Below are 22,334 nucleotides of genomic sequence, written 5' to 3'. Positions count from 1 at the left end.
AAATCCGTCGGACACCCAGCCTCCCGCGTGTGACGGAGCGCCGAGTACGCGCTGACCTCGCGACCCCTCCATCTCTGACATCGCTGATCGGACGCGGCGTTCTCGCCGAACGGTCGAGCCATGCCTGACGATGGACTCGCTTTGAGGTCGCGCCATGCCAGGAACCCTATGGCAGGAACCCTGCATGGCGCTCACAACGCAACTATTATCTCTCAAGAGAAGTTTTGACGATGAACACATCGGAACAGGATCGCTGGTCACGCGTGAAGGGTCGGCTGCGCTCGAGCGTCGGCGAAGACATCTATACGAGCTGGTTTGCGCGCATGGATCTCGAAGACGTGCAGGATGAGAGCGTGCGGCTCTCGGTTCCCACGCGCTTCCTGAAGAGCTGGATCCAGGCCCATTATGCCGAGCGCGTGCTGTCGTGCTGGCAGGCCGAGATGCCGGAAGTGCATCGCATCGATCTCACCGTGCGCTCCGCGGTGCGCCCGGTCGCGCCGCCGAAGGAAGCGCCCGCACCCGTCGAGACACGCCGCGCGCCTGCGCCGGAGCTGCGCTCGACCGCGACCGCGCCGGTCTCGGCCAATCATGACGCGCTCGGCGGCTCGCCGCTCGATCCGCGCCTGACCTTTGCGAGCTTCGTCATCGGCCGCTCCAACACACTGGCCCATGCAGCCGCGCGCCAGGTTGCCGAAGGACGTCGCGGCGATCCCGTCATGTTCAACCCGCTCTACATCCATGCCGGCGTCGGCCTCGGCAAGACGCATCTGCTCCAGGCGGTGACCTGGGCCGGCAATTCCGGCAACGAGCGTAAGGTGCTGTATCTCACGGCCGAGAAGTTCATGTACGGCTTCGTCGCCGCGCTGAAGACGCAGACGGCGCTCGCCTTCAAGGAAGCGCTGCGCGGTATCGACGTGCTGGTGATCGACGATCTCCAGTTCCTGCAGGGCAAGTCCACTCAGGCCGAGTTCTGTCACACGCTGAACGCGCTGATCGACGCCGGCCGCCAGGTCGTGATCGCGGCCGACCGTCCGCCGTCCGATCTCGAAAGCCTGGATGACCGCGTGCGCTCGCGGCTGGCCGGCGGCCTCGTGGTCGAGATGGGCTCGCTCGGCGAGGAGCTGCGCCACGGCATCCTCAAGTCGCGCGTCGCCGCCGCCCGCGCCCATCATGCGACGTTCGACGTGCCGGAGGAGGTGCTGCATTATCTCGCCCGCACCATCACCCATAACGGCCGCGACCTCGAAGGCGCGATCAACCGGCTCTTGGCGCATTCCAAGCTCAACAACCAGCCGGTGACGCTGGAGATGGCCGAGCGCGAGGTGCGCGACCTGGTCCGGCCGCAGGAGCCGAAGCGGATCAAGATCGAGGACATCCAGCGCGTGGTGGCGCGGCAGTATAATGTCAGCCGCTCCGACTTGCTGTCCTCGCGCCGCACCGCCAACGTGGTCCGTCCGCGCCAGGTGGCGATGTACCTCGCCAAGACGCTGACCCTGCGCTCGCTGCCCGAAATCGGCCGCCGCTTCGGCGGACGCGACCACACCACGGTGCTGCACGCCGTGCGCAAGATCGAGGCGCTGGTCTCCAAGGACACCGCGCTGTCGGAGGAAGTCGAGTCGCTGAAGCGCCAGCTTCAGGAATAAACGCCTATTTCTTTCACCTCTCCCCGCTTGCGGGGAGAGGTCGGAATACGCGCGCAGCGCCGATTCCGGGTGAGGGGACTCTCGGCGCGTCCAACTCTCACCTCCCTTGCGGAAACTCCCCCTCACCCCAACCCTCTCCCCGCAAGCGGGGCGAGGGAGCAGACCTATGCCTGAGCGGCGGCGGTGTTTTTGCCTGTAAATCGTGGGGAACTGCCCCCCGATCCCTTGAAACCGGGGGCCATCCGCGCCACCTTGCGCGACCCTGACGGCTTTGGTCATATCGGCTGGAGACCCCGGCCTGTCGGGGTCTTCGGTGCCGCGGCGCGCTTTTCGGCCGCCCGGCTTTTTCACCGCTGTATTTTCTTGGGGATCGGGCGAGTAGTGCAATGAAGGTTACGGTCGAACGCGCGCAACTCCTGAAATCGCTGGGCCATGTCCACCGCGTGGTCGAGCGCCGCAATACGATTCCGATCCTCGGCAACGTGCTGGTCCGGGCCGAGAACGCGAAATTGTCGCTGAAGGCGACCGACCTCGACCTCGAGGTGACGGAAACCCTGCCCGCGGAAACCGCGACTGCCGGCTCCACCACGGTGCCGGCGCACATGTTCTACGACATCGTGCGCAAGCTGCCGGACGGCTCCCAGATCGTGCTCGAGGCCGACGGCGACCGCGCCGTGCTGGCGATCCGCGCCGGCCGCTCGCGCTTCACGCTCCAGACCCTGCCGGAGAATGATTTCCCGGATCTGGCCGCCGGCGACATGTCGCATTCGTTCTCGCTCGCCGCCAAGGACGTCAAGCGGCTGATCGACCGCACCCAGTTCGCGATCTCGACCGAGGAGACGCGCTATTATCTCAACGGCATCTATCTGCACGCCGCCGGCACCGCCAAGGCCGCGACCCTGCGCGGCGTCGCCACCGACGGCCACCGCCTCGCCCAGCTCGACCTGGTCCAGCCCAAGGGCGCCGACGGCATGCCCGGCGTAATCGTGCCGCGCAAGACGGTCGGCGAGGTGCAGCGCCTGATCGAGGACACCGAAGCCGAGATGACGATCGAGCTGTCGCAGGCCAAGATCCGCTTTACGATCGGCAACGTCGTGCTGACCTCGAAGCTGATCGACGGCACCTTCCCCGACTACGGCCGCGTGATCCCGCAGGGCAACGACAAGGAGCTCGTCGTCGACAAGAAGGATTTCGAGAACGCGGTCGACCGCGTCTCCACCATCTCCAGCGAGCGCGGCCGGGCGGTGAAACTGTCGCTGTCGCCGGGCAAGCTGGTGCTGTCGGTGACCAATCCGGATTCCGGCAGCGCGACCGAAGAGCTCGAGGTCGAATACGCCTCCGACGCCCTCGATATCGGCTTCAACTCCCGCTATCTGCTCGACATCGCCGCCCAGATCGAAGGCGAGGTCGCGACCCTCAGGCTCGCCGACCCCGGCTCGCCCACCCTGGTCCAGGACCGCGACGACAAGAGCGCGCTCTACGTGCTGATGCCGATGCGGGTGTGAGGGACGTGCTCCCTCGCCAGCACACACTGCCCTTAGAACCGCGCGCGATGCACGTTACTGCGCCCTCTCCCCCTGTGGGAGAGGGCTGCACCAATGTTTGACGCAAGCTCACTTGGGTGAGGGGTTGGTGCCACGAGACCCGTCCCATCGACCGATCGCCCCGCCTCTCCGCCAATTTGCAAGGAAGATGCGGCACGAGCCGACTGACGCCGAGAGGGCAATGTGGCGCTTGTTGAGGGATCGTCGGCTCTCCACTTTCAAGTTTCGCCGACAGGAGCCGTTCAAGAACTACATTCTCGACTTTGTCTGTTTCGAGAAGAGGCTCGTGATCGAGATTGACGGAAGCCAACATGCGGAATCACAAGGCGACGCAACTCGTGACGCAGCCTTGTCCGCGGCAGGTTTCGCCATAGCGCGTTACTGGAACAACGAGGTGTTGCAACAGCCCGCGGCTGTGCTGGAAGACATTCTTGCAAAGCTCGCCACGCGGTAACATACCCCTCACCCGTCGCCTCACTTCGTGAGGCGCCACCCTCCCCCACAAGGGGGGAGGGAAAGGCACTGCCCGGCAATGACGAGTTAAAATGACCCCCTCCCGCATTCATCGCCTGACGCTGACGCATTTTCGCAATTATCGGGCGGCGGGGCTCGAGACGGCGGCTGACATGGTGGCGCTGGTCGGGCCGAACGGGGCGGGCAAGACCAATTGCATCGAGGCGATCTCGTTCCTGTCGCCGGGGCGCGGCCTGCGCCGTGCGACGCTGGAGGACGTTGCCGACAATCAGGGCGACGGCTCCTGGGCCGTGTCTGCGCAGGTCGAGGGCGCATTGGGCCTCGCCACGCTCGGCACCGGCATCGAGCCGCCGCGCGCCGACGCTGCCGTGAGCCGGCGCTGCCGCATCGACCGCGAGCCGGTGAATTCGGCGGCCGCCTTCGGCGACCACATCCGCATGGTGTGGCTGACGCCGGCGATGGACGGGCTGTTCATGGGCGCGGCCTCCGAGCGACGGCGCTTCTTCGACCGCCTGGTGCTCGCCATCGACAGCGAGCATTCCAGCCGCATCAACGCGCTCGAGCGCTCCCTCCGCTCGCGCAACCGCCTGCTCGAGACACGCAATTACGACGACCATTGGTGTGACGCGATCGAGCGCGAGACCGCCGAGCTTGCGGTCGCGGTCGCAGCAACCCGCGGCCAGACCGCAGCAAGGCTGACCGGCATGCTGAGCGCGCGCGCGCAGGCTTCCGCCTTTCCTTCGGCGCAGATCGCGCTCGACGGCTGGATGGAGAACGCGCTGCTCCGGGAGACCGCGACGTCGGTCGAGGACCGCTACCGCCAGATCCTGCGCGACAACCGCCCGCGCGATGCGATTGCCGGCCGCACCACCGACGGCCCGCATTTGACCGATCTCCAGGTCATCTACGCGCCGAAAGGAATGCCGGCGCGCGATGCCTCGACCGGCGAGCAGAAGGCGCTTCTGATCGGCCTCGTGCTGGCGCACGCGACGCTGGTCGCCGAGATGACCGGCATCGTGCCGCTGCTGCTGCTCGACGAGGTCGTCGCCCATCTCGATCCGAACCGCCGCGCCGCGCTGTTCGAGGAGCTGAAGAAGCTCGGCGCGCAGGTCTGGCTGACCGGCGCGGACCCCGCCGCTTTCGCCGAGATCGGCGCCGGGGGCGAAGTCTTTGACGTCGAGAGCGGACGCGTCTCCGCCCGGCGCTAGAACGCCATTGAACCCGACGATTTCCCGCCGCGACTAGCTGTCGGAGGCCGCGCCGACGACGTCGCAGCCGTGACTGCGCGATGACATGAATCGCAATCTCTTGGAGAGTGAGATGCGGACGGTAAGGCCCGGGGCGCAAGCCCCGGCACGATGGCGAGCGTTTGCGTGCGGCCTCGCCCTGCTCGCAAGCTGCATGCTCGCGGCAACCGCCGGCGCCTTTGTGCCGGATCTGCCGCGGCTGTTTTCGGCAGAGCTCACGCCGGACCCCGAGGCCAAGCTGCCCGCGCCGACCCGTTACAGCTACAGGGGGACCCACACCACCGTGGTGCAGGGCGTTAAAGCGCCGCTTCGCATCAGACTGGAGGCCACCGTACCCGCCGAGCTCGGCAACGTGCTCGCCTTCTACCGCACCGAGCTAAGCAAGCTCGGTTGGCAGGAGCAGCGCGACGGCGCGGTGATCGCCGCCGATCACGTCCAGCTCGCCTTCGCCTCCCCGCTGGGACCAGCGCTGCTGGAGCTCCACCGCAAGGACAGCAGCACCACGGTCAAGCTCGTACAGAAGAACGCATTGGTCGCGACCGACGCGAACGTCATGCCCGAACCCGGCCAGGCCAAGCTGGTGTTCGCCAATATCAGCAAGACGGACGCCACGCTCACGATCAATGAGCAGACCATCAAGCGCGCCGCCGGCGCCCATGCGGTGTCGCTGGATCTGCAGCCCGGCAAATATTCCTACGAGATGAGCGTGCCGGGCCATCCAGCCACCACGAATGTCCTCGACGTCGCTGTCGGCGATACCTGGGAGCTCACCGTCGGGCCCGACGGTGACGCATGGTCGCCGCTCCTGCTGTATTGAGCCCTTTTGAACCTCACGGGTTCCTGCCGCGACTTCTCATCCGAGGCCGCGCCGACGGTGTCGCAGCCTGCAATTGCGCGAGGGATCAAGACCCGCGCGAAATCCAGGAGTTTTGGCGATGTCGATCATCAAGCGCGGGACGCAGGTCCCGGCACGCTGGCGGCTGCTTGCCTGCGGCCTTCTGCTCATGGCGAGCGCGTCTCTGCCCGCACGCGCCGACGATGGCATTGTCGACGTTCACGCGCTGCCGCAGCTCGAGGGTGCGGTGGAGGATAATTCGCGCCCCGATCCCTACCGCGTCGAATATCGCATGCCGACGCCGGAATCCGTGACGTCGCCGGCGGTGAAGAAGCTCCTCGGCGCCGCCGGCTGGGTGCCCTATGTACGGCCACTGGAGGAGAAGAGCACCACGCTGAATTTCAAGAAGGGACGGCAGGGCCTGTCCGTTCATTTCACGCAGGCCCTCGGCCGGCCCGACCAGTCCGTGGTCTACTATTCGACCGACCGGATCTACGGCAACGTGCCGTTCCCCGACGGCGCGAGCGACATCGTGTTCGATGGCACAAGGCCCTATCTCGGCTGCATCGCGCCCAGCGCGCTCGATACGACATCGGACTTTTACGCCAGCCAGATGGAAGCGATCGGCTGGCGCAAGCTCACGCCGGAAACGGCCGCGCGCTGGACGACCAGCCTGGATGAGACCGTTCCCAACGGCTTACGCGTGTTCTACGAGCATCCCGACAGTGAGGTCACCGGCTTCTACAAGCAGAAGCCCGTCATGCTGACGTTGACGCGCCGGGACGACGGCCGCACCAATGTCGACATCCGCGTCGCGCCCTTCGCGCTTCCCTTCGATCTCAAGGCCGACAGCGACGCCGCCGGGCTGCCGCGGCCAACTTTCACCAAGTCGTCGAGGGGGCTCGGCAGCGCAAGCTCCAACAAGCGCGAGATGTCGGCGGCCGCGATGGCCGAGCTGCCCGCGGTGCTGGCCTTCTATCATCGCGAGCTCGCCGCGCGCGGCTGGCAGGAGGACGGCAGCGCGCCGCTCGCGCCCGGCGACGAGGTGGCGATCAAGATCTCCAACGCCGAGGAAGCCGGCGTGCTGCGGCTTGGCCGCAAATACGATTTCACCATGGTCAGCCTGACCGCGCAGGTGAAGGAATCAGCCCTTGCCGCCCGCGCCAAGGCAAAGAAGGAGGCTGACGACAGATTCTTCAGCGATGCCGCGGCAGCCGCAAAGCAGGTCATCGCCGCCGACGAGGCGCGCCGCAAGGTGCAGGCGGCCGCGCTGTCCGATGCCCCGCTCAACGCGCTCGCCGACAGCAAGACGCCGGTGCCGCTGCCGGAGAACGCCGAGGGCGTGAAGTTCGAAGGCAGCGACGGCAGCCTCGAATTCTCGTCCACATCGAGCGTGAAGGCGCTGACCGCGTTCTACCGGGCCTCGCTGAAGCCATTGGGCTGGAACGAGCGGCCTTCGGTCATCAACCAGCCCAACATGGCGATGCTGGAGTTTGCCAGAAGCGGCAAGTCGATCTCCTTCACCGTGATGCAGATGGGCCCCGAGGTGCGGGTGAGTGCCGAGGGTTCGGGCCTCAGGGTGGCTGCGGCCAAGCCTGCGGATAAGCCTGCAGAGGTGCAGGCCAAGTCATCCGAGCCGCTCAAGCCGGACACCGAGTCCCAGCTGCCCGTGCCGACGCAGCGTTCGTCGACCTCGCTCGCCACCACGAAACTGCCGGGCACGGAGACGCCGTTCCGCCGCGAGCTGGAGGCCAGCATCCCCGCCCCGCTCGGCGACGTGCTGGCGTTCTACCGCACTGAACTTGGAAAGCTCGGCTGGCAGGAGAAGGCCGACGGTGCCGCCGTGTCCGCAGATAGCGCGCAGATCGACTTCACCTCGCCGCAAGGCCCGGCCGTGCTCAAGCTCGGTCGCGCCAAAGGCGAGACCATTGTCAATCTGGCGCAGAAGAATCCGGATGCCGCGACCAAGGCGGACATCATGCCCAAGCCGGGCCAGGCCAGGGTGATGCTCGGCAATATCGGGGCGAAGGAAGCATCGCTCACGATCAACAAGCAGACCATCAAGATCGCGGCCGGCGCCGGCGGCCCGCAGTCGCCGAAAGGTCCGATGCTCGATCTGGCGCCCGGCAAGTATCAGTATGCGCTGCGCGTACCGGGGCGTCCCGCCCGCACCGAGACCCTCACGGTCGCCGCCGGCGATGCCTGGGGCCTGATGGTGGGTCCGACCGGCAAGGTGCTTCCGCTGCAGATGTATTGATCCCGCCGCCTGTACCTGTAACGGCCAGGTTGAACCTGTCCGGTTCCTGGGGCGACTAGTCGTCTGGAAGCGGCGGCGACCGTGTCGCAGCCGCCGCATCGCGCGAAGATCACCACGCGCGACATTCTCGGAGATGGAGCATGACAACGGTCAAGCGCGGGACGAGAGTTCCGGCACGATGGCGGCTGCTGGTGTGCGCCCTCACGCTTCTCGCAGGCTGTTCGAAGGAGCCGCTGACGGCAGATCCCGACGTCGACATGCCGGCACCGAAGCAAAGCAGCTTCAGCCAATTCCGCACCACGCACGCGCATGACGCCAAGGTCCCGCTCCGGCTCGAGATCGAAGCGCGCGTGCCCGCGGAGCTCAGCGAGGTGCTCGCCTTCTACCGCAGAGAGCTCGGACAGCGCGGCTGGCAGGAGAAGCCGGATGACGCAATGATCGCCGCCGATCGCGTGCAACTCGCCTTCGTCTCCCCGAAGGGCCCGGCCGTGCTGAAGCTTGGCCGCGCCAAGGGCGAGACCACGGTCAGCCTAGCGCAACGGAATCCGGAGGCTGCAGCCAAGGCCGATGTCCTGCCGATATCAGGACAAGCGCGGCTGATATTCGGCTATCTAAGGCCGGATGTGGCTTCGCTTGTGATCAACGATCAAACCATCAAGATCGCGGGCGGCGAAAATCATCCACAAGTGCTGGATCTGCCACCCGGCACGTATTCCTACGAGCTACGCGTGTCGGGCCTTCGGGTGCGCACCGATACCGTCACCCTGGCCTCAGGCGAGGCCTGGGGCCTCAGCGACGATAAGAAACCGTCCCAGATATACTGAACCCAGTGGCCTGGTCCGGCGCGCCACGGCGCCCGGAACGCCGTTTCCCACCCCGCAAAATCCACGCCTTCGAGGGGGTGAAAAAGAGGGTCCGAATCGCGCTTTTTGCGGCGCCCAGAATCGGCCTTTGCGAGGCTTGAAAACCGGCCAAAAATCCCTATTTAGTCAAAGGGTTGCCGGAGGATACTTTGCGCTAGGCGCAAGCGGTCTTTCATGGCACAAATAGCCTCACATCAGCGCCTTTTGCGCGGCTGATTCGGGCGACATCTCGAAGGCCTCTTATGACAGAACCTGCTCGGCAGACGCCTGCCGAAAACGAGCCCTCAAATCCGAGCGATTACGGGGCGGAATCGATCCGCGTGCTCAAGGGTCTCGATGCCGTCCGCAAGCGCCCGGGCATGTATATCGGCGACACCGACGACGGCTCGGGCCTGCACCACATGGTGTACGAGGTCGTCGACAACGCGATCGACGAGGCGCTGGCGGGCCACGCCACGCGCGTCGATGTCGTGCTCAATGCCGACAATTCCGTCACCGTGCGCGACGACGGCCGCGGCATTCCCGTCGACATCCACAAGGGTGAAGGCATCTCGGCGGCCGAGGTCATCATGACCCAGCTCCATGCCGGCGGAAAGTTCGACCAGAACTCCTACAAGGTCTCCGGCGGCCTGCACGGCGTCGGCGTCTCCGTCGTGAATGCGCTGTCGAGCAAGCTCGGCTTGCGCATCTGGCGCGACAACAAGGAGCACTACATCGAGTTCGCCCATGGCGATGCCGTCGCACCGCTGGTGGTGGTCGGCGACGCGCCGGGCAAGCGCGGCACCGAGGTGACGTTCCTGGCCTCGCCCGACACCTTCAAGAACATCGAATATGATTTCGCGACGCTCGAGCACCGCCTGCGCGAGCTCGCCTTCCTCAACTCCGGCGTCAACATCGCCCTCTCCGACATGCGCCACGCGGTCGAGAAGCGCGAGGAGATGCACTATTCCGGCGGCGTCGAGGAATTCGTCAAATATCTCGACCGCAACAAGAAGGCGATCGTGCCGGCGCCGATCATGGTGCGCGCGGAAGCCAACGGCATCGGCGTCGAGGCGGCGCTGTGGTGGAACGACAGCTACCACGAGAACGTGCTGTGCTTCACCAACAACATCCCGCAGCGCGACGGCGGCACCCATCTCGCCGGCTTCCGCGGCGCGCTGACGCGCCAGGTCAACGGCTATGCCGAGGCCAATGCGAAGAAGGAAAAGATCGCGCTGACCGGCGACGATTGCCGCGAAGGCCTCACCGCCGTTCTGTCGGTCAAGGTGCCCGATCCGAAGTTTTCGTCGCAGACCAAGGACAAGCTGGTGTCCTCGGAAGTGCGTCCCGTGGTCGAGAACGTGCTCAACGAGGCGCTCCAGGCCTGGTTCGAGGAGCACCCTAGCGAAGCCAAGATGATCGTCGGCAAGGTGATCCAGGCCGCAGCCGCCCGCGAAGCCGCGCGAAAGGCGCGCGAGCTGACGCGCAAGAGCCCGCTCTCGGTCTCCTCGCTGCCCGGCAAGCTCGCCGACTGCCAGGAAAAGGATCCGGCCAAGTCCGAACTCTTCATCGTCGAGGGTGACTCGGCAGGCGGCAGCGCCAAGCAGGGCCGCAACCGCGAATTCCAGGCGGTGCTGCCGCTGCGCGGCAAGATCCTCAACGTGGAACGCGTGCGTCCCGACAAGATGCTGGGAAGCGAGCAGATCGGCACGCTGATCACGGCGCTCGGCACCGGCATCAGCGACGAGTTCTCGATCGAGAAGCTGCGCTATCACAAGATCATCGTGATGACGGACGCCGACGTCGACGGCGCCCACATCCGCACGCTGCTGCTCACCTTCTTCTACCGGCAGATGCGCGACATCATCGACGGCGGCTATCTCTACATCGCCCAGCCGCCGCTCTATAAGGTCTCCAGAGGCAAGTCCGAGCAGTACCTGAAGGACGAGCGGGCGCTGGAGGACTATTTGATCGAGACCGGTCTCGATGATTGCATATTCACGCCCGGCACCGGCGGCGACCGCAGCGGCCGTGACCTGCGCGGACTGATCGACGACGCCCGCGTCGTTCGCAGCATCCTGCGCAATCTGCACACCCGCTACAACCGCAAGGTCGTCGAGCAGGCCGCCATCACTGGCGTGCTGAACAAGGACATCTACGGCGATCCCGACAAGGCCGCCGCGGCCGCCCAATACGTCGCCGGACGGCTGGACAAGCAGGCCGAGGATGTCGAACGCGGATGGGTCGGCCACTACGTGGAAGGCCAGGGCTTCCAGTTCGAGCGCACTGTGCGCGGGGTCAAGGACGTCGCGATCATTGACTCCGCGTTCCTGGGTTCGGCCGAGGCCCGCAAGCTCGACGAATTTACGCCCAAGCTGCAGGATGTTTATGCCCGCCCCGGCAACCTTCGGCGCAAGGACGTCGAGCACACGGTCCACGGTCCGGTCGATCTGTTCGAAGCGGTCACCGACGCCGGCCGCAAGGGCGTCACCCTGCAGCGCTACAAAGGACTGGGTGAGATGAACCCGGAGCAGCTCTGGGAAACAACGCTGGATACCAATGCGCGCTCGCTGCTCCAGGTGAAGGTCAAGGAGGTCGACGAGGCCGACGACATCTTCACCAAGCTGATGGGCGACGTGGTCGAGCCGCGCCGCGACTTCATCCAGGAACATTCGCTGAGCGCGACGATCGATATCTAGCCCCGACCTCGTTGCACCTCTCCCGCTTGCGGGAGAGGTCGACGCGCCCCGGGCGGTGCGAAGCATCGTCCCGCGCGCGGCGGGTGAGGGCTTTCTCCTCGCGGGGATATTCTCCGTAGATTTCGACAACCCCACCGCTGAAGCACCCCCACCCCAGCCCTCCCCCGCAAGCGGGAGAGGGAGCGCACCTCCTTCGTGGCGGCCATCAAGCCCGAATTGCTACCGTGCCCAATTCTCGGTAGTTTCCGCCTCCGAACCACCCCGCCCCACCCAACAGGACAGCGAGAACCACCGTGGCGCCCATCCAGTACATCGTCGAGGGCGGTCACCGGCTCTCGGGCTCGATCGAGCCGTCCGGCAACAAGAATTCGGCGCTGCCGATCATCGCCGCCGCGCTGCTCACCGAGCATCCGGTGACGCTGGAGAACGTGCCGCGGATCCGCGACACCGAGACGCTGGTCGAGCTGATCCGCTCGGTCGGCGCGGCGGCGGAGTGGACCGCCCGCAACACGCTTCATATCCATGCCAAGAGCATCCGCGCTGCGGATCTCGACCCCGAGCTCTGCGTCCGCATCCGCGCCTCGATCCTGCTCGCGGGCCCCCTGCTCGCCCGCTGCGGCGAGGTGATGCTGCCGCCGCCCGGCGGCGACGTCATCGGCCGCCGCCGGCTCGACACCCATGTGCTGGCGCTGGAACAGCTCGGGGCCAAAGTCACCGCGACCGACCGGCTCGAATTCCGCGCGCCAAAGCTCGCCGGCGCGGACGTGTTCCTGGACGAGCCCAGCGTCACCGCAACCGAGAACGCGCTGGTGGCGGCGGTCGCGGCCGACGGCGTCACCTATTTGCGCAACGCAGCCTCCGAGCCGCATGTGCAGGACCTCGCCAACTTCCTGGTCGCGCTCGGCGCCAAAATCGAGGGCATCGGCACCAACACCATGATCATCCATGGTCCGGCGACGCTGGGGGAAGCGACCTACCGGATCCAGCCCGACCATATCGAGGTCGGCTCGCTGATCGGGCTTGCCGCCGTAACGCGCTCGCCGCTTCGCATCGTGCGCGCCGGTGTCGAGCATCTGCGCTCGATCCGCATGGGTTTCGAACGGCTCGGCATCGTCTGCCGCGTCGAGGGCGACGACCTCATCGTGCCCTCGAACCAGACGCTGAAGATCCAGGACGATTTCGGCGGCCACGTGCCGAAGCTGGAGGACCAGCCCTGGCCGGCCTTCCCGGCCGATCTGATGTCGATCGCGATCGTCACCGCCACGCAATGCGAGGGCGTGATCCTGATGTTCGAGAAGATGTTCGAATCGCGGATGTTCTTCGTCGACAAGCTGATCGCGATGGGCGCGCGTATCGTGCTCTGCGATCCGCATCGCGCCATCATCGCCGGCCCCAGCCGCCTGCGCGGCGCGCCGATGACCTCGCCCGACATCCGCGCCGGCATGGCGATGCTGCTGGCCGCGGTCTGCGCCGAGGGCACTTCGACCATCAACAACGCCGACCAGATCGAGCGCGGCTACGAGCGCATCGAGGAGCGGCTGAACGCGCTGGGCGCGAAGATCAAGCGCGTGCCGGAAAGGAAGAGCTGAGGTCTTTGCCTCTCCCCGCTTGCGGGGAGAGGCCGGATTGCATCGCAGATGCAATCCGGGTGAGGGGGAGCCTCCGCGAATCCAACTGCCATCTTTTCTGCGGAAACAGGCCCCTCACCCCAACCCTCTCAGCGCGAGCAAAACTCGTCGCGGCCCCGTGAGAACGGCGAGAGGGAGAAGAGACACGGGCCATGTTTTCGTCGCTCAGTGATGCTATTGAGTGACCATGCTCGACACCGTGCAACATCATTCGCAGCCGCAATCCGGCGTGCCGCAAAACCATCTCGCCGATGAGTTCGTCGAGACGCTGCGGCTGGCCGTGCCGATGATGCTGACGCAGCTCGGGCAGATCGCGATGATCACGACCGATCTCGCGCTGATCGGCCGGCTCGGCGAGGATGCGGTCGCCGCCGCCGCGCTGGCGCATACAGTTTATTTCGTCAGCTTTACCTTCGGGCTCGGATTGATGGCTGCGGTGTCGCCGCTGGTGGCGCAGGCGTTCGGCGCCGGCGACGTCAGGCGCATCCGCCGCGCCTTGCGCGTCGGCTTGTGGGTCGCGCTGCTGATCTCGCTGCCGATGATGGCCTCGCCGCTTTACGGCGAGCACATCCTGATCGCTCTCGGACAGGTGCCGCAGTCGGCCGCGCTCGCCCAGCGCTACCTGAACGGCCTCGCCTGGGGCATCGCGCCGGCGCTCGGCTTCATCGCGCTGCGCGGCATGATGAGCGCGGTGAACCGGCCGCAGCCGCCGCTGTGGATCACGGTCGCAGCGATCCCCGTCAATGCCGCGCTGGTCTATGTCCTGATCCACGGCCTGTTCGGCCTGCCGGAGCTCGGCCTGTTCGGCGCGGGGCTTGCGACCACGCTCGTCAATCTCGGCACCTTCCTCGCCGTGCTCGCCATCGCCGCATGGCGAAAGCCATTTTCGGACTACCGCCCGCTCGCCCATCTTTGGCGGATCGACTGGCCCCTGGTGCGCCAGCTCATCGCGCTCGGCGCGCCGATCTCGTCTTCCCTGCTGCTGGAATATGGCCTGTTCTCGTCCGCCGCGCTGCTGATGGGATTGATCTCGACCACGGCGCTTGCCGCGCACCAAATCGCGCTCCAGGTCACGGCCGTGCTGTTCATGGTCCCGCTCGGCATCGGCATGGCGGCGACGGTCCGCGTCGGCCACGCCTTCGGCCGCAACGACCCGGCCGCGGTGAGACGTGCGGGCCTCGTCGCGGCGGTGCTTGGCGTGGCGTTGGTCTCGGCCCTGACCGTTGCCATCATCCTCGGCCGCTACGAGCTCGGACGGCTGTTCTTCGGCGGCAGCGAGGCCAGCGCGGCAACGGTCGAGCTGACGGCGACACTGCTGCTGGTCGGCGCGACCTTCTTCATCGCCGACGGTCTCCAGACCATCATGGGCGGCGCACTGCGCGGCATCAATGACACCCGGATGACGCTGGCGTTCGCGGCGATCGGCTATTGGTGCGTCGCTTTTCCCGTCGCCTGGGTCCTGGCTTTCCACACCGGGCTGGGCGCAGTCGGCGTCTGGATCGGATTCTCGATCGGCACGTTCGTCTATGCCGGCCTCCTGGTCTTGCGCTTCCGGATGCTGGCGCGCAGACTGGTGGGATGATCGGCACAGTCCGCGAAGTTCCTCCCAATGTCGACGCCGGCACGCTGCTGGCCGGCGCGCAGTTCGTGGACGCATTTCGCGTGGAGATCGGCGCGACGGCGGTGAATGCCCGCGAGGCCTGCGTGCGGATGGTGCTGCACGGGCCACGCTGGGTCGATGCGCTCATACGCCTGCGCAACATCCTGGTGAGACCGTTCGGACTGAAGACCTCGGGCGAAGGTGCGCCGGCGCCGTATGGCCTGATCGGATTGTTTCCGGTGGTCAGCGAAACACCCGAGCGGCTGGTCGCGGGCTTCAACGATTCCCATCTCGATTTCCGCCTCGTCGTCGATGTCGCCGGAACGGAGGCGGACCGCCAGGTGACATCGACCACGCTGGTGCGCACCCACAATCTGCTCGGCCGGACCTATCTCGCCCTCATCATGCCCTTCCACAAGTTCGTGGTCCGCGGCATGATGAAGCGCATCGCGGAACCGGCGAGATGACCCTGTCCGTCGACCTCTTCTACTCCTACCGCAGTCCCTTCAGCTATCTGGCGCTGCCGAAGACGCTGAAGCTCGTCGCGGAGTATGACCTCGCGGTGAACCTGCGACCGGTCTATCCGCTCGCAGTCCGCGTCCCCGGCTTCTTCAAGAAGGCCAGCCCGAACTTCATTCGCTATGTGGTGCTCGACAGCACGCGCGTCGCGCAGCACGAGGGCATTCCGTTCCGCTTTCCGAGGCCGGATCCGATCGTGCAGGACAAGACGACGTTCGATGTCGCGGCCGAGCAGCCCTACATCCACCGGCTGACCCGGCTGGGCGCGATGGCGCAGCTCGAGGGCCGTTCGCTCGCATTCACCGATGCGATCGCGCGCGTGCTATGGGACGGCTCGGTGGCGGGCTGGAACGAAGGCGATCATCTCGCCCGCGCTGCCGAGAAGGCCGGCTTCGATCTCGCCGCGATGGATGCTGCAATCAGCGCAGATCCGGATCGTTACGAGCAGGTGATCGCGGAGAACGAGAAGGACCACGCCGCCTCCGGCCATTGGGGCGTGCCGACCTTCGTGTTCGAGAACGAGCCGTTCTTCGGCCAGGACCGCATCGATCTCTTGGTCTGGCGCATGCAGGACAAGGGCCTGACGAAGCGGTAGGGCAAGTCCTGATGCGTACCGGCCTCGGCCCATGACCGACATAGGTCAACATGCCGCGGCCGGGCGTGCATCCGCGTTGATCCCGGTCAAATGATGCATCTCGCCGGCTGCATAGCGTCTCCTCGCGGAAGGAGCCGCGATCATGCTGCCGTTCACGATCGAGCAATTCCTAGGTGTTTTTGCGAGCTACAACCGGGCAATCTGGCCGATGCAGGTTCTCGCATATCTGTTGGGCGGGCTGGCCTTCGTGCTGGTGTTTCGCAAGGACAGATGGGCCGATCAGATCGTCGCCGGCATTCTTGCGGCGATGTGGGCATGGACCGGGATCGTCTATCACCTGACCTTCTTCGCAACGATCAACAAGCTGGCCTACATTTTCGGCGCATTGTTTGTCGTCCAGGCTGCGGCCTTCGTCTATTTCGGCGTGTGCCAAAACCGGATCGATTTCGACTACAATGAGGAATCAGCGGGGGTTATCGGAGTCGCGTTCGTGTTCTACGCGGCGGCGATCTACCCCCTGTTCGGCCTCGAGATGGGTCAGCACCCCAACGAACTGCCGATGTTCGGAGTCACGCCGTGTCCCGTCACCATCTTCAGCTTCGGCATGTTGCTGCTGACAAGGCAGCCGGTCCCGCGCTGGCTCCTTGTGATCCCGTTTCTATGGTCGCTTGTCGGCGGCAGCGCCGCGATACTGCTCCGCGTGCCGCAAGACTGGGCGCTGTTGGTGGCTGGAGCTGTCTCTCTGGCACTGCTGATCCAGCGTGACCGGCGGGTCGCATCGGCCTGCTAGTTCCAGCACCGGCTCACTCCGCCACGCGCGCGGGCTTGTCGCTTGCTGCCTCCGACCACTCGCCGACGACGCGGTCGAGATCGCAGAGATTCTGGTGCATCTGCTCCAGCGAGAATCCGATAGCGAAGAAGCGCTCGGCGGTGTCGCCGGAATGGCCGCGGATCAGACCGTCCTGGCGCACCGCGGCAACCGCCTCGGCGTAGTGCTGAAGCGCGACATGCACGGGATGGATCGGCGGCGCGCCGGCGCCAGCCCGCAGTGCTTCGGCCGCCGACCGCAGGAAGCGCACGATCGCCGCACTGACCTCCGCCAGCGGCGCGGCGAGCCGCATCTGCACCTCGACCGGCAGCGGGACGACGGTGGCGCGGCCGATCATCACGACGTCATGGCGCAGCCGCAGCACCGTTCGCAGCAAGGGACCGGTATCGGGCCCGCTCGACAGGCGCGCGGCACGCTCGCGTTCGGCTTCTGCACCGATGGCATTCATGCCCACCATCGCGGTGCCGATGCCGTCCTGGATCCGGTGCAGCGCATCGTTGTCGCGGCCGCGCGTGAGACCCGCGAGCAGCTCGGTGAAGGCGTCCGCGATCAGTTCGAGCAGTCTTGCCGCGCTGGCGCGGATCTGCCGCACCGCGCGTGAGGGCAGCACCAGGAACGAAACGAGCAATCCCGTGATGGCGCCGACCCCGACCTCGCTGACGCGATCGATCGCCGAGGTCATGGGATCGGAATGATGCATGGTCGGAACCAGCAGCACGATGATCGCGGTCACCGTCGCCGCGTTGAGGCTTGGGTTGATCGCGGCCACGAAGGCGAGCGGCGCGACCGCCAGCACCAGCAGCGCCAACAGGCCCGCCTCGGTAGAGTAAGGGATCAGGATCGCGATGGCGCCGCCATAGATGGCGCCGCCGATCGTGCCGAGCACGTAGTCGCGCGTCGCCTTCAGCGAGCGGCCGACGCTCATCTGGGTCACGATCAGCGAGGTCAGCACCGCCCAGAGCGGCAAGAGCAGATGCAGCGCGGTGGCAATGGCATAGGCCGCCACCGCGGCGACCGTGACCCGGATGGCCAACCCCAACTGCGTCCGCCGTGATCGGATCCGGTCGAACATTTGTCTTGCGAGTGCCATCGTCGAATGTCCCGGTCCGATCCTCTTGCGCCTGCCAAAAGCATAGCTGATGCCCGCGGCCCCAAGGCCGCTTGAAAGGCCAAATCAGCCCGCCTAACTTGCGCGCCAAAACGAGGAAACACGATGGCCCACGAAACCGCAACGCTCGCCGCCTATGTCTTCAATCTGAAATACCGGGATATTCCGGCGGAAGTGCTGGATCGCGCCAAGGTGTTGACGCTGGATTTCCTCGGCAGCGCGATCCGGGCCAGAAGCGAAGCGGAATCCACCCCCTCGATCCTGAAGATGCTGGAGGCGCTCGCGCTCGACACCAGGGGCGAGTCCACCGTGTTCGGCGACAGCAAGACCTGGACCCCGGCGGTGGCGGCGCTGCTGAACGGCGCACTCGGCCATTCCCTCGATTTCGACGACACGCATGCGGATTCTTCGCTGCATCCGAGCGCGCCGGTCGTTCCGGCCGCGTTCGCCGTCGGCGAGATGGTCGGCGCTTCCGGGCGCGACGTGCTGACCGCGATCGTGGCGGGCTATGAAATCTGCTGCCGGCTCGGCAACGCGCTCGACCCGACCTCGCATTATGCGCGCGGCTTCCATCCGACCGCGACCGCCGGCACCTATGGCGCGGCCGCCGCGGCCGGAAAACTGTTCGGCCTCAGCGAAAAGCAGATCATCGCCGCCTTCGGCGTCTCCGGCAGCCAGGCCGCCGGCTCGCTGCAATTCCTGGTCAACGGCGCCTGGAACAAGCGCTACCAGGTCGGCGCCGCCGCGATGAACGGCGTGATCGCCGCGACGCTGGCGCGCAACGATTTCGTCGGCGCGACCGAATCGGTCGAGGGCAAGCACGGCCTGCTCGCCGGCTACACCGACGACGCGCATCCCGGTAAGGCCGTCGCCGAGCTCGGCAAGACCTATGAGACGATGAAGATCGGCGTGAAGCCGTATCCGAGCTGCCGCTACACCCATGCCGCAATCGACGCGCTGATCGCGATGCGGCGCGAGCACAATCTGACGCCAGACCAGGTCAAGCGCGTCGAGATCGGCCTGCATCGCAACGGCATCACGCTGACCGGCGATGCCGCGACCAAGCGGCATCCGACCTCGATCGTCGGCGGCCAGTTCTCGATGTTCTTCACCGGCGCGCTCGCGCTCGATCAGGGCAGCTTTGGTTGGGATGACTACAACCGCCTCGGCGATACCGCCATCGACGCGCTCGCCGACAAGTTCGACGTGGTGCAGGACGACCGGCTCGAGATCGGCCGCACCCATCCGTTCGGCGCGCGCGTCAGCATCACAACGGACGACGGCGTGCACGAGCGGCTGTATGCCGATCCCTCCGGCGAGCCGAATTCGTTTCCCGATGCGCAGGCGATGCAGCAGAAATTCTTGACGCTGGCGCGTCCGGTGCTGAATGCGCGCGCGGAGAAATTTGCCGACGCGATCCTGACGCTGGAGCGGTTCGACCGCGTGGCGAAGGCGACGGAATTGGGACGGCAGTAGAGAGAGATATCGCCTCTCCCCGCTTGCGGGGAGAGGCCGGAATCCAAGCGCAGCTTGGATTCCGGGTGAGGGGGACTCTCCGAGCATCCAACTCTCACCGTCCTCGCGGAGACTCCCCCTCACCCCAACCCTCTCCCCGCAAGCGGGGCGAGGGAGAAGAGGCGGCGCTCGACACCTCAATTCACCCCCGCCAGCTTCCCGTTCTCGCGCGTTGCGGCCACCACGTCGCGCACGAGATCGAACACGCCGTCCGCCTCCGGCGGCCAGTTCGGCGAGCGGCCGAGCCGCACGATCACGAGTCGCTCCGAGGGAATGACGATCGTGTACTGCCCGATCGTGCCCTTGGCGAAGAAGGCATCGCGCGGCCAGCCGTGTGTGATGCGAAGGTTCGCGCCAAAGCTGGCGCCGTGGTTGGTCCAGAAGCCGGCGCCGATGCCGACCCACGCGTTTGGCGTCGCCGTCGCCGAATGGTTCACCCATCCCTCGGGGAGGATGCGCTTTCCGCCGGCGAGGCCGTCATTGAGATAGAGCTGGCCGAACCGCGCCCAGTCACGCGCGGTCGCCAGCATCTCGCTGGAGCCCTCGACCGTGCCGGCACCGTCGAGCTGGAGCGTGACATGACGCATGCCGAGCGGAGCGAACAATTCGCTGCGCGCGAAGCGCAGCGCATCTTCGGGCGTGCCGCCGGCAGCAACGCGGATCAGATGCGCGAGAATGATGGTGTTGCCGTCGTGATAGTTCCACGCGGTGCCCGGTGCGGTCTCGAGCGGGATGCTCTCCGCATAGGTGGCCATGTCGGATTCCATGAACTTCATCCGGTTGACGGGCTCGAAGGCGGCGCCGAGCGAAGCCTCCAATGAGCTGCCAAGCGCAAGGCCCGCGGTGTGGCGCAGCAGCTGATCGACAGTGATGGCGTGGCGCGGATCGTCAGGATCTTTCCAGGCCGCGACTGGCGCAGGCCCATCGAGCTTCAGCTTGCCTTGGCGCACCAGCACGCCCGTCAGCGCCGAGATCACCGATTTTGTCATGGAGAAGCCGAGCAGCGGAGTCTCCGGTCCGATTCCGTCCGCATAGCGCTCGGCGATGATGCGGCCCGCCTTCAGCACGACGACCGCGCGGGTGCGGCGATAAGGCGGCTGCGCGGGCTCCGCGAAGGCGTGGTCGAGCGCGGCGGCAAGCTCGGGGCTCTGCGGCGGCACGATCGCGGGGCCGGCGATCTCGGGCAGCAGCGCCGGCTGCCTGTCGTCCGCAGGCACGGTGACGTCGGCGATCGCCGCGCCGTGCTCCAGCGTGCAGCCGAGCCCCTCGCGATAGACGGCATGGCTGCGGCCGATGCCGAACAATGTCACCGTGACGTCCTTGCGCGCGCGATCGACCTGGTAGTCCATCGCCCAGGTGATCAGACTGGTGCCCGGCATGGCGTCCATGGTTTCGGCGAAGGTCCGCCTGATATCCAGGCCCGAGACGAACGTCTCGGAGCACAGGATGTCGGCGACGAAGCCGGTGGCGATCCTGGGCACGTCGTGCGCCCGCGCCGCGCCGAGCGCGAGGCCGGCAGCGACGATGGTGGTGGTGAGGAGGATGATCTTGCGGCGGCGGGTCACGGGCTTTCTCCGGCTTCGGGGCAGGTGCGGGAGAGCAGGCCGGATGCGGGCGACACGCGCTCGCCGGATTTGGAAAATAGCGTGGCTGAAACCGAGCGGGTGCTGGCCGATTCCGAAATAACTCAAATATTTCAAAGCAATGCGAGGATGCAGTCACGACGGTGGTCCGCTCCCCCGCCCCGCTTGCGGGGAGAGGGTTGGAGTGAGGGGGAGCCTCCGTGGGGGCGGTGAGAGTTGGACTCGCGGAGGCTCCCCCTCACCCGCCGCGCTTCGCGCGTCGGCCTCTCCCCGCACGCGGGGAGAGGCGAAGAGCCGGTTACGCCGCATTCACCTTCAGCCGCCGGTATTCCGTCGGCGTCACGCCGGTGACCGCCTTGAAGGCGCGGTTGAACGGGCCGAGCGACTGGAAGCCGGCGTCCATGGCGATGGTGATGACCGGGACCTCGGCCTGGGCGGGATCGGCGAGCGCGGCCTTGGCTTCCTCGATGCGGTGGTTGTTCAGGAAGACATTGAAGTTGCGGTAACCGAGCCGCTGGTTGATCAGCCGGCGCAGCCTGTATTCGGGAATCTTCAGCCGGCCCGCCAGGACGCCGATGGTGATGTTCTCCTGGCGATAGATCCGCTCGTCGGCCATCAGCCGCATCAGGGCGTCGATGAGCTTTTGATCGGCCGCGTCATCGGCTGCAGGCTGACTGAAAACAATCGGCGGCGCGGGCTCCGCCGCAGCCGGAAACAGATCCGCCCCGTCAACGCGCATCATGGCATAGACGATCGCCGCGACGGTGCAGGCAAGCACGCCGGCATTGATGGTTTCGGCGACATCGCCGACGTGGTGGCCGGCGACGACGATCTGGAGTACCGCGTTCAGCCCGCCATAGAGTGCGGTTACGCAGACGATGAAGACACGAACGTGGCGGCGGCGCTCGACCAGGTCGGCCGGCCAGGAGGCGATCATCTCCCCGACCGCAAGCGCGATGAAGCCGAGCACGATCAGATTCACCACCGTCACCGAGAACCGCACATGGCCGCTGGGTGCAATCCAGACGCAGCCTGCGAAGCTGAAGGCGGTCACCAGCGCCCAGACCCATCCGTGCCACCAGCGGAGGCGAAACTCGTCGTCGAACAGGGAGCGTGTGAACAGCCAGAACACCACGATGGTGCCGGTCGAGAGCGCGATCAGCGGTGCATGCTGGAGCGGGATCCGCGACGTGACATCTACCGAATAGCTCGCCGCATGCGCCGCTGAGCCCAGCGCGAAGGCCGCACCGAGCCGGGCCGCCAGCACATTGCGGAAATCCGAGACCAAGGACGCCGCAAGCACCAGCAGCAGCGCCACGGACGCGGCGCGAAATGCAAGCTCTGTTGCGGCAAGGGTCATCAGTTGTGGCGGCCGTCTGGTGTAATCGACCGACCATCGTTCGTCAGGCCGATTTT

General features: G+C 66.2%; 17 protein-coding genes. 14 read left to right on the top strand and 3 right to left on the bottom strand.

Features of this window, described 5'->3' with window-relative positions; genetic code table 11:
* The first annotated feature begins 230 nt into the window (after positions 1-230).
* The 13 genes from dnaA (at position 231) to BJA_RS04130 (ending at position 16,673) form a co-directional block, all read left to right on the top strand.
* Entirely contained in the window at positions 231-1,643 is a 1,413-nt protein-coding gene (gene dnaA, locus BJA_RS04190; protein WP_011083652.1) for a chromosomal replication initiator protein DnaA, read from the top strand.
* A gap of 386 nt (positions 1,644-2,029) precedes the next feature.
* Positions 2,030-3,148 carry a DNA polymerase III subunit beta gene (dnaN, locus tag BJA_RS04185; protein ID WP_011083651.1) on the top strand — a complete coding sequence of 373 codons (1,119 nt, stop codon included), beginning with the start codon at positions 2,030-2,032 and terminating at the stop codon, positions 3,146-3,148.
* Between the two features lie 127 nt (positions 3,149-3,275).
* Positions 3,276-3,641, top strand: a complete 366-nt coding sequence (locus BJA_RS04180) for an endonuclease domain-containing protein (RefSeq protein WP_011083650.1) — start codon at positions 3,276-3,278, stop codon at positions 3,639-3,641.
* 91 nt (positions 3,642-3,732) lie between these two features.
* Complete coding sequence (gene recF, locus BJA_RS04175; protein WP_011083649.1) at positions 3,733-4,869, top strand: DNA replication/repair protein RecF; 1,137 nt, start codon at positions 3,733-3,735, stop codon at positions 4,867-4,869.
* A gap of 112 nt (positions 4,870-4,981) precedes the next feature.
* Positions 4,982-5,725 carry a hypothetical protein gene (locus tag BJA_RS04170; RefSeq protein ID WP_038965171.1) on the top strand — a complete coding sequence of 248 codons (744 nt, stop codon included), beginning with the start codon at positions 4,982-4,984 and terminating at the stop codon, positions 5,723-5,725.
* A 118-nt stretch (positions 5,726-5,843) separates the two neighbouring features.
* The gene (locus BJA_RS04165) at positions 5,844-8,000 is read left to right on the top strand and encodes a hypothetical protein (RefSeq protein WP_011083647.1); all 2,157 of its coding nucleotides are present in this window, start codon (positions 5,844-5,846) and stop codon (positions 7,998-8,000) included.
* Between the two features lie 140 nt (positions 8,001-8,140).
* Positions 8,141-8,824, top strand: a complete 684-nt coding sequence (locus BJA_RS04160) for a hypothetical protein (RefSeq protein WP_011083646.1) — start codon at positions 8,141-8,143, stop codon at positions 8,822-8,824.
* A gap of 281 nt (positions 8,825-9,105) precedes the next feature.
* The gene (gyrB, locus tag BJA_RS04155; RefSeq protein WP_011083645.1) at positions 9,106-11,541 is read left to right on the top strand and encodes a DNA topoisomerase (ATP-hydrolyzing) subunit B; all 2,436 of its coding nucleotides are present in this window, start codon (positions 9,106-9,108) and stop codon (positions 11,539-11,541) included.
* A 293-nt stretch (positions 11,542-11,834) separates the two neighbouring features.
* Positions 11,835-13,130 carry a UDP-N-acetylglucosamine 1-carboxyvinyltransferase gene (murA, locus tag BJA_RS04150; RefSeq protein ID WP_011083644.1) on the top strand — a complete coding sequence of 432 codons (1,296 nt, stop codon included), beginning with the start codon at positions 11,835-11,837 and terminating at the stop codon, positions 13,128-13,130.
* Between the two features lie 226 nt (positions 13,131-13,356).
* The gene (locus tag BJA_RS04145) at positions 13,357-14,751 is read left to right on the top strand and encodes an MATE family efflux transporter (RefSeq protein ID WP_038965170.1); all 1,395 of its coding nucleotides are present in this window, start codon (positions 13,357-13,359) and stop codon (positions 14,749-14,751) included.
* Complete coding sequence (locus tag BJA_RS04140) at positions 14,748-15,236, top strand: DUF2867 domain-containing protein (protein WP_011083642.1); 489 nt, start codon at positions 14,748-14,750, stop codon at positions 15,234-15,236. The genes BJA_RS04145 and BJA_RS04140 overlap by 4 nt, the downstream gene beginning before the upstream one ends.
* Positions 15,233-15,883, top strand: coding sequence for a 2-hydroxychromene-2-carboxylate isomerase (locus BJA_RS04135; protein ID WP_011083641.1), 651 nt, complete (start codon positions 15,233-15,235; stop codon positions 15,881-15,883). The genes BJA_RS04140 and BJA_RS04135 overlap by 4 nt, the downstream gene beginning before the upstream one ends.
* Before the next feature lie 142 nt (positions 15,884-16,025).
* A complete protein-coding gene (locus BJA_RS04130; protein WP_011083640.1) occupies positions 16,026-16,673 on the top strand; it encodes a DUF6064 family protein in 648 nt (215 codons plus the stop codon).
* Positions 16,674-16,686: 13 nt separating this feature from the next.
* Here the strand turns inward: BJA_RS04130 and BJA_RS04125 are convergent, their stop codons facing one another.
* Entirely contained in the window at positions 16,687-17,802 is a 1,116-nt protein-coding gene (locus BJA_RS04125; RefSeq protein WP_011083639.1) for an FUSC family protein, read from the bottom strand.
* 123 nt (positions 17,803-17,925) lie between these two features.
* Between BJA_RS04125 and BJA_RS04120 the strand changes: the two genes are divergently transcribed.
* Entirely contained in the window at positions 17,926-19,296 is a 1,371-nt protein-coding gene (locus BJA_RS04120; protein WP_011083638.1) for an MmgE/PrpD family protein, read from the top strand.
* 176 nt (positions 19,297-19,472) lie between these two features.
* On the opposite strand, the gene BJA_RS04115 is transcribed toward BJA_RS04120, so the two are convergent.
* Both BJA_RS04115 and BJA_RS04110 read right to left on the bottom strand, forming a co-directional pair.
* Positions 19,473-20,900, bottom strand: a complete 1,428-nt coding sequence (locus BJA_RS04115) for a serine hydrolase domain-containing protein (protein ID WP_011083637.1) — start codon at positions 20,898-20,900, stop codon at positions 19,473-19,475.
* 316 nt (positions 20,901-21,216) lie between these two features.
* Positions 21,217-22,278 (bottom strand): AraC family transcriptional regulator, encoded by a 1,062-nt coding sequence (locus tag BJA_RS04110; RefSeq protein WP_011083636.1) that lies wholly within the window; start codon positions 22,276-22,278, stop codon positions 21,217-21,219.
* Between the last annotated feature and the right edge of the window lie 56 nt (positions 22,279-22,334).

The sequence above is a fragment of the Bradyrhizobium diazoefficiens USDA 110 genome (assembly GCF_000011365.1).
GTDB lineage: Bacteria > Pseudomonadota > Alphaproteobacteria > Rhizobiales > Xanthobacteraceae > Bradyrhizobium > Bradyrhizobium diazoefficiens.
This window is presented reverse-complemented; position numbering and strand designations above follow the sequence as displayed.